The sequence below is a fragment of the Nocardioides marinus genome, assembly GCF_013408145.1.
Lineage (GTDB): Bacteria > Actinomycetota > Actinomycetes > Propionibacteriales > Nocardioidaceae > Nocardioides > Nocardioides marinus.
This window is the reverse complement of the sequence record NZ_JACBZI010000001.1, coordinates 2,665,489-2,681,105: the sequence shown is the minus strand read 5'-3', so window position 1 is coordinate 2,681,105 and position 15,617 is coordinate 2,665,489. Positions and strand designations below refer to the sequence as shown.

18 protein-coding genes are annotated in these 15,617 nt (G+C 71.9%); 11 read left to right on the top strand and 7 right to left on the bottom strand.

The features are described 5' to 3' along the window. Positions 1-121 precede the first annotated feature (121 nt). A complete protein-coding gene (locus BKA05_RS12715) occupies positions 122-1,819 on the top strand; it encodes a DEAD/DEAH box helicase (protein WP_246290274.1) in 1,698 nt (565 codons plus the stop codon). Positions 1,820-1,952: 133 nt separating this feature from the next. On the opposite strand, the gene BKA05_RS12710 is transcribed toward BKA05_RS12715, so the two are convergent. Next, positions 1,953-2,456: a winged helix-turn-helix transcriptional regulator gene (locus BKA05_RS12710; RefSeq protein WP_218842401.1), complete on the bottom strand. Its 504-nt coding sequence runs from the start codon at positions 2,454-2,456 to the stop codon at positions 1,953-1,955. A gap of 64 nt (positions 2,457-2,520) precedes the next feature. On the opposite strand from BKA05_RS12710, the gene BKA05_RS12705 reads away from it, so the two are divergent. Then, entirely contained in the window at positions 2,521-2,976 is a 456-nt protein-coding gene (locus BKA05_RS12705) for a PaaI family thioesterase (protein WP_179531752.1), read from the top strand. A gap of 39 nt (positions 2,977-3,015) precedes the next feature. Further along, positions 3,016-3,684: an IclR family transcriptional regulator gene (locus tag BKA05_RS12700; RefSeq protein ID WP_179531751.1), complete on the top strand. Its 669-nt coding sequence runs from the start codon at positions 3,016-3,018 to the stop codon at positions 3,682-3,684. 55 nt (positions 3,685-3,739) lie between these two features. Here the strand turns inward: BKA05_RS12700 and BKA05_RS12695 are convergent, their stop codons facing one another. Both BKA05_RS12695 and BKA05_RS12690 read right to left on the bottom strand, forming a co-directional pair. Beyond that, a complete protein-coding gene (locus BKA05_RS12695; protein WP_179531750.1) occupies positions 3,740-4,972 on the bottom strand; it encodes an IS30 family transposase in 1,233 nt (410 codons plus the stop codon). 69 nt (positions 4,973-5,041) lie between these two features. Next, positions 5,042-5,527 carry an Lrp/AsnC family transcriptional regulator gene (locus tag BKA05_RS12690; protein WP_179531749.1) on the bottom strand — a complete coding sequence of 162 codons (486 nt, stop codon included), beginning with the start codon at positions 5,525-5,527 and terminating at the stop codon, positions 5,042-5,044. An 82-nt stretch (positions 5,528-5,609) separates the two neighbouring features. Here BKA05_RS12690 and hppD point away from each other — a divergent pair, with 82 nt between their 5' ends. Both hppD and BKA05_RS12680 read left to right on the top strand, forming a co-directional pair. Then, positions 5,610-6,803, top strand: a complete 1,194-nt coding sequence (gene hppD / locus BKA05_RS12685; RefSeq protein WP_179531748.1) for a 4-hydroxyphenylpyruvate dioxygenase — start codon at positions 5,610-5,612, stop codon at positions 6,801-6,803. Positions 6,804-6,882: 79 nt separating this feature from the next. Beyond that, complete coding sequence (locus BKA05_RS12680; protein WP_179531747.1) at positions 6,883-7,413, top strand: DUF1697 domain-containing protein; 531 nt, start codon at positions 6,883-6,885, stop codon at positions 7,411-7,413. Positions 7,414-7,420: 7 nt separating this feature from the next. On the opposite strand, the gene BKA05_RS12675 is transcribed toward BKA05_RS12680, so the two are convergent. The 4 genes from BKA05_RS12675 to BKA05_RS12660 all read right to left on the bottom strand — a co-directional run bounded on the left by BKA05_RS12675 (position 7,421) and on the right by BKA05_RS12660 (position 11,541). Then, positions 7,421-8,665: an MFS transporter gene (locus BKA05_RS12675; RefSeq protein ID WP_179531746.1), complete on the bottom strand. Its 1,245-nt coding sequence runs from the start codon at positions 8,663-8,665 to the stop codon at positions 7,421-7,423. Further along, complete coding sequence (locus tag BKA05_RS12670; RefSeq protein ID WP_179531745.1) at positions 8,662-9,243, bottom strand: ArsR/SmtB family transcription factor; 582 nt, start codon at positions 9,241-9,243, stop codon at positions 8,662-8,664. The genes BKA05_RS12675 and BKA05_RS12670 overlap by 4 nt, the downstream gene beginning before the upstream one ends. A 204-nt stretch (positions 9,244-9,447) precedes the next feature. Beyond that, entirely contained in the window at positions 9,448-10,236 is a 789-nt protein-coding gene (locus BKA05_RS12665) for an enoyl-CoA hydratase (RefSeq protein ID WP_179531744.1), read from the bottom strand. Between the two features lie 9 nt (positions 10,237-10,245). Next, a complete protein-coding gene (locus BKA05_RS12660) occupies positions 10,246-11,541 on the bottom strand; it encodes a nicotinate phosphoribosyltransferase (protein ID WP_343045660.1) in 1,296 nt (431 codons plus the stop codon). Positions 11,542-11,578: 37 nt separating this feature from the next. Here BKA05_RS12660 and clpS point away from each other — a divergent pair, with 37 nt between their 5' ends. From clpS to BKA05_RS20340, 6 genes are all read left to right on the top strand, one after another. Beyond that, on the top strand, positions 11,579-11,890 hold the full coding sequence (gene clpS, locus BKA05_RS12655; RefSeq protein ID WP_179531742.1) for an ATP-dependent Clp protease adapter ClpS: 312 nt from the start codon (positions 11,579-11,581) through the stop codon (positions 11,888-11,890). A gap of 10 nt (positions 11,891-11,900) precedes the next feature. Beyond that, positions 11,901-12,479: a DUF2017 domain-containing protein gene (locus tag BKA05_RS12650; protein WP_179531741.1), complete on the top strand. Its 579-nt coding sequence runs from the start codon at positions 11,901-11,903 to the stop codon at positions 12,477-12,479. 117 nt (positions 12,480-12,596) lie between these two features. Continuing rightward, positions 12,597-13,040 (top strand): Mov34/MPN/PAD-1 family protein, encoded by a 444-nt coding sequence (locus tag BKA05_RS12645; RefSeq protein WP_179531740.1) that lies wholly within the window; start codon positions 12,597-12,599, stop codon positions 13,038-13,040. A gap of 44 nt (positions 13,041-13,084) precedes the next feature. Further along, positions 13,085-13,393 (top strand): MoaD/ThiS family protein, encoded by a 309-nt coding sequence (locus tag BKA05_RS12640; protein WP_179531739.1) that lies wholly within the window; start codon positions 13,085-13,087, stop codon positions 13,391-13,393. Positions 13,394-13,481: 88 nt separating this feature from the next. Continuing rightward, a complete protein-coding gene (locus BKA05_RS12635; protein ID WP_179531738.1) occupies positions 13,482-14,429 on the top strand; it encodes a pyridoxal-phosphate dependent enzyme in 948 nt (315 codons plus the stop codon). A gap of 110 nt (positions 14,430-14,539) precedes the next feature. After that, a complete protein-coding gene (locus tag BKA05_RS20340; protein ID WP_179531737.1) occupies positions 14,540-15,556 on the top strand; it encodes a DUF3152 domain-containing protein in 1,017 nt (338 codons plus the stop codon). Positions 15,557-15,617: the final 61 nt, after the last annotated feature.

Below are 15,617 nucleotides of genomic sequence, written 5' to 3'. Positions count from 1 at the left end.
CGCCGCGTCGCGGCCCGACGACGAGTCGGGGCCCTCGCTCACGCCTGCCCTCACCCCGGCCTTCCCGCACCGGGCCGCGTGGGGCACCGCGCCGTCGCTGCGCGCGTGGCAGCAGGCGGCGATGGAGAGGTACTTCGCCGACCTGCCGCGTGACTTCCTCGCCGTCGCGACGCCGGGCGCCGGCAAGACGACCTTCGCCCTGTCCGTGGCCTCCGAGCTGCTGGGGCGCCGGCTGATCGACCGCGTCATCGTGGTCGCGCCCACCGAGCACCTCAAGCTGCAGTGGGCCGAGGCGGCCGCCCGCGCCGGCATCCCGATCGACCCGACCTTCTCGGCCGGCAAGGGCCGTACCTCCGGCGACTTCGTCGGCGTCGCGGTGACCTACGCCGGCGTCGCGGTCAACCCGCTGGCGATGCGCATCCGCACCGAGCGGTTCAAGACGCTGGTGATCCTCGACGAGGTCCACCACGCCGGCGACGCGCTGTCGTGGGGCGAGGGCGTGCGGGAGGCGTTCGAGCCCGCCGCCCGCCGGCTGTGCCTGACCGGCACACCGTTCCGCTCCGACGTCAACCCGATCCCGTTCGTCACCTACGAGCCCGGGCCCGACGGCATCCCGCGCTCGGCGGCCGACTACACCTACGGCTACTCCCACGCACTGGCCGACCACGTGGTGCGCCCGGTGCTGTTCCTGGCCTACTCCGGGGAGATGAGCTGGCGCACCCGGGCCGGCGACGAGGTCGCCGCCCGGCTCGGCGAGCCGCTCACCAAGGACCTCACCAACCAGGCGCTGCGCACCGCGCTCGACCCGACCGGCTCGTGGATCCCGTCGGTCCTGGCGGCGGCCGACAAGCGGCTCTCCGAGGTGCGCCGCCACGTCCCGGACGCCGGGGGACTGGTGATCGCCACCGACCAGGACTCCGCCCGCGCGTACGCCAAGATCCTGCGCCAGGTCAGCGGCGAGGCGGCGACCGTCGTGCTGTCGGACGAGAAGGCCGCCTCGAAGAAGATCAGTGCCTTCGCCGAGGACACCTCGCGCTGGATGGTCGCGGTGCGGATGGTCTCCGAGGGCGTCGACGTGCCGCGGCTGGCCGTCGGGGTCTGGGCGACCACGACCTCGACGCCGCTGTTCTTCGCCCAGGCCGTCGGCCGCTTCGTCCGCGCCCGCAACCGGGGCGAGGTCGCGTCGGTCTTCCTGCCCTCGGTGCCCAACCTGCTCGGCTTCGCCTCCGAGATGGAGGTCCAGCGCGACCACGTCCTGGGCAGGAAGGTGCAGGACGAGGACGACATCTTCGCCGCCGAGAACGACCTGCTCGCCGCGGCCAACGCCGCCGACGGCGCCTCCGACGACCTGCTCGGCACCTTCGAGGCGATCGGCTCGGAGGCGCGCTTCGACCACGTGCTCTACGACGGTGCGACCTTCGGGCACGAGGGCGAGGTGCAGGTCGGCTCGGAGGAGGAGATGGACTTCCTCGGCATCCCCGGCCTGCTCGAGCCCGACCAGATGCGCGACCTGCTGCGCCAGCGGCAGGCCGACCGCGCGAAGTCGTCGAAGCGTGCGGCGCCCGGCGCGGACGCCGCCGCCGAGCCCGCCCGGGAGACGGTCCAGGAGACCGCGACCCACGAGCAGCTCGCCGTGCTGCGACGTGAGCTCAACGGCCTCGTCGGGGCGTGGTTCCATCGCACCGGCCAGCCCCACGGCGTCACCCACGCCGCGCTGCGCAAGGAGTGCGGCGGCCCGGCGGCCGCCGTCGCCAACGCCGACCAGCTGCGCGCCCGGATCGACCGGGTCCGCGACTGGGCGACCCGCAAGACCTCCTGATCCGCGGCCTCGGCTGGTCGAGTGGGTCCGGTGTGGTGGTCGAGCAGCGAGGAGCGCCAGCGACGAGCGGGCGTCGAGACCACCGGTCCTGCGGTGGTCGAGCGGGCGTCGAGACCGCCCCTCGCCGAGACCCCTACCCCGCGAACGGCTTGGCGCCCGGACCGGGCCGGCTGACGACGTCGCGGGGGCGCTCGACCCGGTGGCCGGCGGCGCACTCGACGACGGGGTGCACCTGCTCGCCGCAGTCGCGATGGACGAACTCCACCGGCGGTCCCTCGGGGTCGGCGAGGTAGCGGTCGCCCCACTCGGCCACGGCCACCATCACGAGGTAGAGGTCCAGGCCCTTGGCAGTGGGCCGGTACTCGTGGCGGGTGCGGCCGCCACCCTCGGGGCGGTACGGCTCGCGACGCAGGATGCCCTCGTCGACCAGCGAGGCGAGCCGGTTGCTCAGGACCTGGCGGGGGATGCCGCTGTGGCGCCGGATGTCGTCGAAGCGGCGTACGCCGTTGAAGACCTCGCGCAGGACGACCACCGTCCACCGCTCGCCCAGGATAGCCATCGTGCGGCCGACGGTGCAGTTGTCGGTGCTCCACGCCATCGCCGGCGGGCTCGTGGGGTGGACGGGGGATGTGGGCATGCCCACAGCGTAGCGACGCTGAGTCTCGTTGACAGACCCAACTCGCGCCACCGATGCTGGGTCCATGACCGAGACCCAGATGCCCGACCTCGCCTCGATGAGCGGGATGGAGCAGCTCCAGGCCATGAGCGACGGTCTGCTCCCGCCGGCGCCGATCGCCGAGACACTGGGGATGGTCAACTTCGGCGGCGAGCTCGGCTCCATCTCCGTCGAGCTGGTGCCCGAGCGGCGGCACTACAACCCGCTCGGCACCGTCCACGGGGGCGTGCTCTCCACGTTGCTGGACACCGCCGCGGCCTGCTCGGTCCACTCGACCCTGGCGCCGGGGGAGGGCTACACCTCCCTCGACCTGACGGTGAAGTTCCTGCGGCCCGCCACCGAGGCCTCGGGTCGCCTCCGGGCGGTCGGGCGCGTGGTCTCCCGCGGTCGGCGGACGGCGCTCGCCGAGGCCCAGCTCGTCGACGAGGCCGGCAAGCTGGTCGCCCACGCCACGTCGAGCTGCATGATCTTCCCCGCCTGAGAAACCTCCCGGACACGCCGCATCCCTAGACTGCGGCTCATGTCCGCCGAGACCTCCCAGACCCTCGACCGCGGCCTGCGCGTGCTCGAGGTGCTGGCCGGCTCACCCGGCGGGCTCACCGTCACCGAGCTCGCCGCCCGGCTCGAGGTCAACCGCACCGTCGTCTACCGGCTGGTCAGCACCCTGGAGCAGCACGCGCTGCTGCGCCGCGACGTCAAGGGGCGCCTGCACATCGGCCTGGGCATCCTGCACCTGGCCGGGGCGGTCCAGCCGGTGCTGCGCGACCTCGCCCAGCCGGTGCTGCGCCGACTGGCCGAGAAGGTGGGCTGCACCGCGCACCTGACCGTCGTGGAGGGCGCCGAGGCGCTGGCCCTCGCGGTCGTCGAGCCGTCGTGGACCGACTTCCACGTCTCCTACCGCGTCGGCACCCGCCACCCGCTCGCCCAGGGCGCGGCCGGCAAGGCCGTGCTGCTCGGGCGATCCGCCGGCGGTCGGGCTCCGGCGTACGTCACGACGACGGGGGAGCTGCAGACCGGTGCCCGCGGCCTCGCCGCCCCCGTCCGCGACGTCGGCGGCCTCGAAGCCTCCGTCGGCATCGTCACCCTCGGCGTGCTCGACGAGTCCGTGGTGGCCCCCCAGGTCGTCGCCGCCGCCGACGAGGTGGCCGCGCTGCTGGCATCGACAGGGACGGCGGGGGTCGCGGAATAGTCCGCATCAGATCTCACCCTTACTGATCGGCGGCGTCCAGCGGTCTAAGTGACGCTCATGCTGCTGCCTGGTTGGCGAGCAGTTCTGCCAGCGCTTGGGCTGGGGTCTTCATCTCCAGGGTAGGGCGGGGTCGTGCGTTGAGCTTGGCGGCGATGACGTCGAGGTCTTGGGCGGTGAACCGGGAGAGGTCGGTGCCCTTGGTCAGCCAGTGCCGCAGGAGCCGGTTGGTGTTCTCGTTCGAGCCGCGTTGCCAGGGCGAGTGGGGGTCGCAGAAGTAGACCGGCATGTCGAGCTTCATGGTGATCTCGCGGTAGCGGGCCAGCTCGGTCCCGCGGTCCCAGGTCAGCGACTGCCGTAGGTGTTCGGGCAGCTTGCTCATCTGGTTGATCATCTCTGCGGCCACGGAGTCGGCGTCGTGACGACCGGGCAGGTGCAGCAGCATCACGAACCTGGTGGTCCGCTCGACCAGCGTCCCGACCGCTGAGGTGCTGCCGGCGCCGATGACCAGGTCACCTTCCCAGTGACCGGGTACCGCACGATCCTCGACCTCAGCAGGGCGCTGGGAGATCTTGAACGCCTCCCGGTACAGGCTCGTGCCGCGTGCATCGACACTGCCGCGGGGTTTACGGGCGATACGGCCGGTGGAGAGGTCTTTGGCCAGGTCACGACGCAGACTGCCGCGGCCCTGGACGTAGAGCGCCTGGTAGATCGTCTCGTGGCTCACGCGGTCCATCTTCGACCGCCCGGGCTCCTCACGCAGCACCGCCGCGATCAGCTGAGGGGACCACCCATCACCCATCCAGCCCTCGATCGCACGACACAGCCGGGGGTTCACGGCGAGCTTGAACGTCTTGGGGCGGCGTCGTCGTTCGTGCGCGGCACGGTGCGCGACCTTGGGGTGATAGTCCCCGGACGGGCCGGCGTTGCGGTCCAGTTCGCGGCCGACCACCGAGTGGTGACGCCCGATCAGTGTCCCGATCTCACGCAGCGACATGCCCTTGGACCGGCACGCCGCCATCACAGCCCGGTCGGCCTCACTCAGTGGTCGACGAACAGGCTCGACCACCGTGCCCGGGGTAGCTGGTGCTGGCGAGCCACGCAGACCACCAGGACGGCCGCGATGGAACGAGCCCTTGGGAAAGTCCATGGGAGCGAACTTGGTCCACCACCGCAGCCCCGGACCGAACGACACTCCCAACCGCGAGTTGGCGTCGGTGTAACCCACGCCCTGTGCGATGAGCCCCACGTACTCCTCGACCACCAACGGGTCATACGTCCTTCGTGCCACGACACCATCTCCTCGGTGTCGCTTCGACCACTCGAGTCCGCCATCAGTAAGGGTGAGATTTCATGCGGACTATCCCGATCCCACGCTCGCCCGCGCCAGCGGCAGCACCCGGTAAGGCACCTGGGTGGCGAGCGCGATGACGGTCGAGGAGCGCGTGATCAGGGCGTGGGCCAGGACCCGGTCGATGACGCGCTGCAGGTCGTCGTTGGAGCGGGCGACGACGCGGGCCAGCAGGTCGCCGGCGCCGGTGATGGTGTGCACCTCGAGGACCTCGGGGATACCGGCGAGGTGGGTGCCCACCACGTCGTGGCCACGCTCGCCGCCCTCGGCGGCGGCCTGACGGATCTCCAGGGTCAGGAACGCCGTCACCGGGTGGCCGAGCGCCTCGGGCGAGAGGTCGGGGCCCCAGCCGGTCACGATCCCGCGGTCGGCGAGCCGGTCCAGGCGCGCCTGCACCGTCCCGCGCGCCACGCCCAGGCGGCGCGACGCCTCCAGCACCCCCACCCGCGGCTCGGCGGTGAACAGGTCGATCAACCTGACGTCCAGGTCGTCCATGCGCTCGCCCCTCACTGTGCAGGTTGTCCAGCGTGTCGGGTGACTGTTGCACACTCTGCGTGATGACAGCCACCATCCGGGCATGACGCTGACCCCTGATGAGCTCAAGGCCGACCTCTCCCTCGAGCAGCTCAAGGAGCTGGTCGGGCTCGTGGAGTACGACGCCAGCCGCGACCCGTTCCCGGTGACCGCCATGGATGCCATCTGCTTCGTGGTCGGCAACGCCACCCAGACCGCGACCTTCTACCAGCTCGCCCTGGGGATGGAGCTCGAGGCCTACCGCGGCCCCGAGACCGGCCACCGCGACGCCAAGGTCTACGTGCTGCGCTCGGGCAGCGCCCGCTTCGTCTTCGCCGGCGGCGTCACCCCCGACAGCCCCCTGCTGGAGCACCACCGCAAGCACGGCGACGGTGTCGTCGACCTGGCGCTCGAGGTCCCCGACGTCGACCGCTGCATCGAGCACGCCCGCTCGGTCGGCGCCACCATCCTCGACGAGCCCTACGAGATCTCCGACGAGCACGGCACCGTCCGGATGGCCGCCATCGCGACGTACGGCGAGACCCGACACACCCTGGTCGACCGCTCGCGCTACTCCGGCCCCTACCTGCCCGGGTTCGAGGCCCGCTCGACCACCGTCACCCGCCGCGAGGGCCACCCCAAGCGGCTCTTCCAGGCCGTCGACCACTGTGTCGGCAACGTCGAGCTCGGCCGGATGGATGAGTGGGTGGAGTTCTACAACAAGGTCATGGGCTTCACGAACATGGCCGAGTTCATCGGCGACGACATCGCCACCGACTACTCGGCACTGATGAGCAAGGTCGTCGCGAGCGGCAACCACCGGGTGAAGTTCCCCCTCAACGAGCCGGCGATCGCGAAGAAGAAGTCGCAGATCGACGAGTACCTCGAGTTCTACGACGGCGCCGGCTGCCAGCACATCGCGCTCGCGACCGGCGACATCCTGCGCACCGTGGACGTCCTGCGCGACCACGGCATCGAGTTCCTCGAGACCCCCGACTCCTACTACGACGACCCCGAGCTGCGCGCGCGGATCGGCCAGGTGCGGGTCCCGATCGAGGAGCTGAAGAAGCGCAAGATCCTCGTGGACCGCGACGAGGACGGCTACCTGCTGCAGATCTTCACCAAGCCGATGGGCGACCGGCCCACGGTCTTCTTCGAGTTCATCGAGCGGCACGGCTCCCTGGGCTTCGGCAAGGGCAACTTCAAGGCGCTGTTCGAGGCGATCGAGCGCGAGCAGGAGCGCCGCGGCAATCTCTGAGGCAGTCGTGCCCCTCAGCGGGCGCCATGGCGCCCGCTGAGGGGCACGACTGTCTCCGCGGTGGGGCAGGATCGGGGCCATGGCGACCTACGTGGCGTTCCTGCGCGCGATCAACCTCGGCGCGACGCGAAAGTTCCCCAAGGACGACATCGTCGCGGCCACGCGGGCGGCCGGCTTCGAGGACGTCGCCACCCACATCAACACCGGCAACGTGCGGATCTCGACCCGCATGCGCTCCCGGGCCCGCATCGAGCAGGCGCTGGAGTCGGCCTACCTCGCCGACCGCGGCTTCGAGGTCCCCACGATCGTGTACGCCGGCAGCGAGCTGCGCGAGGTCCACGAGCACGCCTCCACGGTCGACCACGCCGGCCAGCACTACGTGGCGCTGCTGCGAGACGAGCCGACCGACGAGGGCGTGCAGCGTCTGCGCGAGAAGGCGCAGCCCGGGGAGCGGATCGAGGTCGGCGGCCGTGCGCTGCACCTGCTGGTGAGCGCGGACGGAGTCCACGGGACGAAGCTGACCAACCCGCTGGTCGAGAAGTGCCTGGGCACCACCTCGACCTGGCGCAACCCGACGGTGGTCGCGGCCGTGGTCGGGAAGTGGTGCTGAGCGCCGGTCAGGCCGCGGCGGGGGAGGGCTGCTCCTCGGGTGCACGGGCGAGCCGGCGTACCTCCGGGGAGAGCAGGACCAGCCCGCACACCACGACGTAGACGATGCCGCTGACGACCAGCACGTCGGTGAACCCGAAGGCCACCGCCAGCGGCCCGAAGAGCACCTGGCCGACCGGCATCGCGGCGAACGAGCCGAGCGCGTCGTAGGAGTAGGCGCGCGAGAGCATCTCGTCGGGGACCTGCTCCTGCATGGCGAGGTTCCAGCCCATGTTGAACAGCTCGGTGCCGGCGCCGGCGATGAACGTCGCCAGCACCAGCCACAGCAGGTGCGGGTGCGCGCCGAGCATGAAGATCGGCAGGCCGAGCGCCATGATGCCGACCATCCCGACCAGCAGCGGCCGCTCGAGCCGCACGCGCAGCAGGACCAGCGTCATCAGCAGCAGGCCCACGGCCTCGGCGGAGAGCACCAGCCCCCAGCCCTGCTCGCCGATGGTCTCCTTGGCCCGGGCCGGGCCGAGGGTGAACCACGCGCCGGCGTGGATGGCGTTGAGCACCGAGAAGCCCAGCACCACGACCCACAGCCACTGCGTGCGCCGCACGTAGGACCAGCCCTCGCGCAGCTCGGTGAACGTGCTCGCGCCGGCACTGCGTCGTGCGACGGCGGGCAGCCGGACCAGGCCGAGCAGCAGCCCGCTCACGAGCCAGGTGGTGGCGTCGACCGCCAGCGCCCAGCCGGGGCCGACGGTGACGACGAGCAGCGCGGCGACGGTGGGCCCGATGATGACGATGCCGGAGCGGGCGAGGGAGACCAGGGCGTTGGCGGGCTGCAGGTGCTCCTTGGCGACGACCGAGGGCAGCATGCTGGCCATCGCGGGGAACCCGACGCCGGACACGATGCCGTGCACGAGGCTGAGCGCGACCAGCGACCAGAGCTCGGCGGTGCCGGTGATGACCAGGGCCGCGATGAGGCCCTGGCTGACCGCCGAGGCGAGGTTGGAGAACTGCAGCACGGCCACGCGACCGAACCGGTCGGCCACCACGCCGCCCCACAGGAGCAGCAGCACCATCGGGACGGTGTGGGCGGCCAGCACGTAGCCCACCGCGGCCGGGTCGTCGTCGGTGACCTTCAGCACCGCGAACGCCAGCGCGAGGGAGGCCATCGCGTTGCCGATCATGTTCACCAGGCGGGAGAGGTAGTAGTAGCGGAAGTTGGCCTCCCGCAGCGGCGCCAGGCTGGCCGACCAGGTCATGACTGCTCCTCGGTGTGCTCGGGCTCCTCGGGGGAGGGGGTGGGCGGCCGCATCGCGAACGCGAGGGCCGTGAAGCTGATGTGGACGGTGCCCTCGGTGCGGGGCGGGCGGTTGGCGTCGTGGAGCAGCCGGGAGGCCGCCTGCAGGTGCTCGAGCGCCTCCGCCCAGACGGCGGGGTCGACCCAGCCGTCGAGGTCGGAGAGCCAGCCGCCCGGGACCCTGGTGGCGACCCGGCGCTCGAGCTCGGTGAAGGTCGCCCGCAGGTGCAGGGCGTCGTCGGCCGGGCTGTGCTCGGAGGGAGGAACGACGTGGCGGCCCTCGTGCTCGTGGGGGTAGCGGTACCTCTTGGCGGTCCCGCCGCGGACCTTCTCCTCGCCGTCGACCACGAGCTCCCCGGCGTCGGCGAGGACCCGCAGGTGGTAGCTGGCGTTGGCGTGGGTCAGCTCGAGCTCGCGCGCCACCTCGGCGGCACTCATCGCCGTACCTGTGAGCAGCGAGAGCATCCGCAGCCGCACCGGGTGCGCCAGCGCGCGCATCTCGCCGATCTTCTCGCCGTGTCCGGGCTGGGTGTCTGCCATTGACCCTCCAAGAGTTCTTGGGGAGTAGTGCACACCCTGGTGGCCGCGACTGTCAAACAGTTCTTTGGGGGTTGGCGTGAAAGGTCTGACTGATGTCAGTCCAACCTGGCGGATGGCGGTCGAACCTTCGACCGCGAACCGAAAGGTCTGACTGACATCAGTCGAACCTTCCGGCCCGCCGACCGTCCCGCCGACCGCCCGCCGCTACTCCCCGCGGAACACCGGCCTGCGCCGCTCGGAGAACGCGCGCATCCCCTCGGCGACGTCGGCGGTGCGCATGAGGACGACCTGGCCGGTGCGCTCCCGCTCGAGGGCGTCGTCGAGGGGGAGCAGGGTGGCTGCGTTGACGGCCTTCTTGGTGGCGGCGAAGGCCAGCGGGGGGCCCGAGGCCAGCCGCCGGACGAGCGTGTCGACCAGCGTCGGGAACTCCTCGTCGCCGGCCACGTGGGTGACCAGCCCCGCGTCGTACGCCTCCTGGGCGCTCAGGGGCTCCGCGAGCAGCGCCATCCGCATCGCCCGGGCCCGGCCGACCGAGGCCGCCACGGTGGCCGACGTGCCGCCGTCGGGCATGAAGCCGATGCGGGTGAAGGCCAGCAGGTACGACGACGACGCCGCCGCCACGACGATGTCGCACGCCAGCGCGATCCCGCAGCCGACGCCGGCCGCGACCCCGTTGACCGCGGCGAGCACGGGTCGGTCGCACGCGACGATCGCGCGGATGATCCGGTTGGTGACGTCCATCGCCCGCACGTCGAAGTTCTCGTGGGCGTCGTCCCCGGAGATGTCGGCGCCCGCGTTGAAGGCGGCGCCGACGCCGGTCAGCACCACGACCCTGACGTCGTCGCGCGAGGGCACGGACTCCAGGAGGTCGGCCAGGGCGAGGGCGACCTCCCCCGACAGCGCGTTGAAGACCTCCGGGCGGTTGAAGGTCAGGCGCAGCACCCCGTCGGTCAGGTCGACGTCGAGGCCGGGCACGGAGTCAGGGGTCGTCATGCCAGGACCCTACGGCCGCACCGTGGGCAGCACCGGCTCGCCGCGCAGGAGGGAGCGGGAGGCCATCGGCAGCGCGTCGCGGGAGCGCGCGTGCCGCTCACGGGCCGCCTCCAGGGGCTCGCGGCCCACCACCTCGCCGGCCCGCACCAGCGGCACCAGCAGGTCCCGTTCGTCGTCGGCCGGCGGAGGGGGCGTGCCCGTCCCGACCACCTCGGCGGTGGCGGTGCCCGCGGCGTCGTGGCGGCGGCGCGCCCAGTGCCGGCCGGGCCAGGACTCCTTGGCGGTGCTGCGCTTGGCCACGCCGACGAGCTCACCGTCCGCGCCCTCACGGGCGACCAGCTTGTAGACCAGCCCCACGGTCGGGTGCCCGCTGCCGGTCACCAGCTGGGTCCCCACGCCGTAGCTGTCGACCGGAGCAGACCCCAGCGCAGCGATGGCGTGCTCGTCGAGGTCGGAGGTGACCACGATGCGGGTGCGATCGGCACCGAGCCGGTCCAGCTGGGCCCGCACCTGGTGCGCGAGGTCGGCGAGGTCCCCGGAGTCCAGGCGCACGGCGCCCAGCTCGGGGCCCGCGACCTCGACCGCCAGCCGCACCGCCTCGGCGACGTCGTAGGTGTCGACGAGGAGCGTCGTGCCGGCCCCCAGTGAGGCGACCTGCGCCCGGAACGCGTCGGTCTCCGAGTCGTGCAGCAGGGTGAAGGCGTGCGCGGAGGTGCCGGTCGTGGGCACGCCGTACCGCTGCCGGGCCGCGAGGTTCGAGGAGCCCGCGAACCCCGCGACGTACGCCGCCCGCGCGGCGGCGACCGCGGCCTCCTCGTGGGTGCGCCGCGACCCCATCTCGATGCAGGCCCGCCCACCGGCGGCCCGGGTCATCCGGGAGGCTGCCGAGGCGATGGCCGAGTCGTGGTTGTAGATCGAGAGCAGCAGCGTCTCCAGCAGCACCGCCTCGGCGAAGGGCGCCTCCACCACCAGCAGCGGCGAGCCCGGGACGTAGGTCTCGCCCTCGGCGTACCCCCACACGTCGCCGGTGAAGCGCCAGCGCGCCAGCCGCTCCAGCGTCGGCTCGTCCACCACCTCGGCCAGCACCGCCAGCGTCGGCTCGTCGAAGCAGAAGCGCTCCAACGTGTCGAGGGCACGACCGACCCCTGCGACCACGCCGTAGCGCCGCCCCTCGGGCAGCCGCCGGCCGAAGAGCTCGAAGACCGTGCGCCGCTCGGCGGTCCCGGAGGCCAGGGACGCCTGCAGCATGGTGAGCTCGTAGTGGTCGGTCAGCAGGGCCGTCGACGGCGGGTGGTCGGCACTCACCCCTGCGAGCCTAGGCCGACGCCCCGCGTGTGGAAGCATGGGTGGCGTGACCGCGCCCAGCCCCGTCGAGGTCGAGCCGACCCTCGACTCCGACCTGCTCACCAGGCCGGCGACCCCGTGGGTGACGATCGTCTGGAACGACCCGGTCAACCTGATGTCGTACGTCACCTACGTCTTCCGCACCTACTTCGGCTACGACAAGCGCAAGGCCGAGAAGCTGATGATGGAGGTCCACGAGGACGGCCGCTCGGTGGTCTCCTCGGGCTCGCGCGAGGAGATGGAGCGCGACGTCCAGGCGATGCACGAGTACGGCCTGTGGGCCACCATGCAGCGCGAGGACCAGCCGTGAGGGCCGCCCGGTGAGCGCCTTCACCCGCCACCGCCGCAGCGGTGCGGTGATCGCCACCTTCTCCGGGTTCGAGGCCGACCTGCTGCGCTCGCTGGCCTCCCAGATCGTCGAGCTGCTCCACCACGAGGCGGCCGTGCCCGACGACCGGGACCCGCTCGAGGTGCTGATGGACTTCTCCGGCCCCACCACCGCCCCGGAGGACCCCGTCCTCGCCCGGCTCTTCCCGACCGCGTACGTCGAGGACGAGGAGGCGGCTGCAGAGTTCCGCCGCTTCACCGAGGGCACGCTGCGCGAGGGCAAGGCCAGGGCGGCCGGCACCATCATCGACACCCTCGAGGAGGCCGGGCTGCCCGACGAGCTGGACGAGGACGGCCTGACCATCGACGTCGAGATGGACGAGGCGACCGCCCAGACCTGGATGCGCTCCTTCACCGACATCCGGCTGGCCCTGGCCACGCGCCTGGGTGTCGAGGACGGCGACGAGGAGTACTGGTACTCCCTGCCCGACGACGACCCCCGCGCCCAGGCCCACGACATCTACGAGTGGGTCGGCTGGCTCCAGGAGACCCTGATCGGCGCGCTGAGCTGAACCTGCTCGTGCGGGCCGCTGAGGGACGCCCAGCACAGTGAGGTACGCCGCAGCCGACCCGGTCCGCTTCCCGGGCGGGTATGGGGTCCGACCGCCCCGCGCCCTAGTCTGGCGGGCGTGCTGACCATCGACCAGGCGACGTACGACGCGATCGTCGCGCACGCCAAGCGGGACCACCCCGACGAGTGCTGCGGCATCGTGGCGGGCCCCGAGGGCAGCGACCGTCCCGAGCGGCACGTGGAGATGGTCAACGCCGCGGGCAGCCCGACGTTCTACGAGTTCGACTCCACCGAGCTGCTCGAGCTGTACAAGCAGATGTGGGACCGCGACGAGGAGCCGGTGGTGATCTACCACTCGCACACGGCCACCGAGGCCTACCCGAGCCGCACCGACATCGGCCTGGCCAGCGAGCCGGGCGCGCACTACGTGCTCGTCTCCACCCGGGACTGGGCAGAATCTCGGGGAGGGAATAACGAGGGCCCTGTGGAGTTCAGGTCCTATCGGATCGTCGACGGCGAGGTGACCGAGGAAGAGGTCACCGTCGTCCCCACGCTCGCCTGATCCCTGAGCCTGATTTCCTGAGCATCGCGAAGAAGAGGAGCAGCATGTCCATCGAGGTCCGGATCCCCACCATCCTGCGCACCTACACCGGCGGCGAGAAGGCCGTGTCCGGCGAGGGCGGCAGCCTGAGTGCCCTGATCGACGACCTCGAGGCCAAGCACCCCGGCCTCAAGGACCGCCTGGTCGAGGAGAAGAACGGCGCCGACGACCTGCGCCGCTTCGTCAACATCTACATCAACGACGAGGACGTCCGCTTCATGGGCGGCCTCGAGGCCCCGCTCTCCGACGGCGACCAGGTCGTCGTGCTGCCGGCCGTCGCCGGCGGAGCGGAGACGCGCCAGCGGATCCGCTGATGCTGGTCGAGCGAGCGGCGCGGCTGAGCCTGCGAAGCCGCGACCCGCGTGTCGAGACCCAGTGACTTATCCGGAGACCTGATCAACAGTGCGGTACGACAACCTGCTCGCCTCGGTCGGCGGCACCCCCCTCGTGGGGCTGCCCCGGCTCTCGCCGAGCCCTGACGTCCGCCTGTGGGCCAAGCTCGAGGACCGCAACCCGACCGGCTCCATCAAGGACCGGCCAGCGCTGCGGATGATCGAGGAGGCCGAGAAGGACGGCACCCTGCGACCGGGGTGCACGATCCTCGAGCCGACCTCCGGCAACACCGGCATCTCGCTGGCGATGGCGGCCAAGCTCAAGGGCTACCGCATCGTGTGCGTGATGCCGGAGAACACCTCCGAGGAGCGCCGCCAGCTGCTGCGGATGTGGGGCGCCGAGATCGTCTCCAGCCCGGCCGCCGGCGGCTCCAACGAGGCCGTGCGCGTGGCCAAGCGGGTCTCCGAGGAGCACCCCGACTGGGTGATGCTCTACCAGTACGGCAACGCCGCCAACGCCCTCGCCCACGAGGAGGGCACCGGCCCCGAGCTGCTCGAGGACCTGCCCTCGATCACCCACTTCGTGGCCGGCCTCGGCACCACCGGCACCCTGATGGGCGTCAGCCGCTACTTCCGTCGCGCCAAGCCCGACGTCAGGATCGTGGCCGCCGAGCCGCGCTACGGCGAGCTGGTCTACGGCCTGCGCAACCTCGACGAGGGCTTCGTCCCCGAGCTGTACGACGCCTCGCTGATCGACTCGCGGTTCTCGGTCGGTCCGCGCGACGCCGTGCGGCGGGTCCGCGAGCTGCTGGAGCTCGAGGGCATCTTCGCCGGCGTCTCCACCGGCGCGATCCTGCACGCCGCGATGGGACAGGCCGCGAAGGCTGTCAAGGCGGGCGAGTCGGCTGACATAGCCTTCGTCGTGTGCGACGGCGGCTGGAAGTACCTCTCGACCGGGGCCTACGAGGGCACCGTGGACGAGGCCGAGGACCGGCTCGAGGGGCAGCTCTGGGCGTAGGCCCAGCCCTGGGCCTGAGCCTCGCGCTCGCCCTCCTGTCCGTCCTGCCGGTCGCTCCCGCCTCCGCGGAGGACCCGCTCCCGCCGGTGAGCCCGACGAGTCCGCCCGTCGTGACGGGGGAGACCACCTTCGGCGAGACCCTCACCGCCTCGGCCGGCGAGTGGGAGACCGACGAGCCGGGCGAGGCGCTGACCCACAGCTACCGGTGGTTCCGCGACGGCGAGCCGGTCCGTGGGGCCCGCGAGCAGGCCTACACCCTCGACCTCGACGACCTGCGGCACCGACTGCAGGTCGAGGTCACGGCCACCGACGCCGACGGCTACTCCGAGACGGCTCTCTCCGAACCGACCGACAAGGTCGGTCGTGCCCGACTGGTGCTGCGCGGCGACCCGAAGGTCCGCGGTGAGCAGAGGTTCACCCGCACGGTCCGCGCGACCCCCGGTCGCTGGCGGACCGAGCCGACGAAGGTGCGCTTCCGGTGGCTGCGGGACGGCGAGCCGATCCGGGGCGCGCGCGAGGCGTCGTACCGCATCGGCGTGGCCGACGTCGGCCACCGGCTGCGCGTGGAGGTCGTCGGCACCGCCCCCGGCCACACCCGCGAGCGGGCCCGCTCCGAGCGCACGGAGAAGGTGGCGCACCGCGTGGGGGTGCAGCGCTCGGTCACCTACAGCGTCGCCACCCGGGGACCGGTCACCGCGAGCGTGAAGGAGTTCGCCCGGCTGGCGCAGCAGACCTTCGAGGACCCCCGCGGCTGGCGAGGGGGAGGAGTCGCCTTCCGCCGGGTGGCCAGGGGCGGTTCGTTCACCCTCGTGCTCGCCACCGCCGCGCAAGTGCCGTCGTTCTCCTCCCAGTGCTCCTCGACCTGGTCGTGCCGGGTGGGCCGCTACGTGGTCATCAACCAGACCCGCTGGCAGCACGCGTCGCCGGCGTGGAACGCCGCCGGGCGCTCGCTGCGCGACTACCGCCACATGGTCGTCAACCACGAGACCGGCCACTGGCTGGGCCTGGGGCACTCCGGCTGCCCCGGCGCGGGGAAGCCGGCGCCGGTGATGATGCAGCAGTCCAAGGGCCGCGACGGCTGCAGGTTCAACCCGTTCCCCACGCTCGCGGAGCAGGGCCGGGTCTGAGACCCCTCCTCATCTGCTCGTGACCGAGCAGTAACCACCGTCACACTCGGCCGTTAGGCCC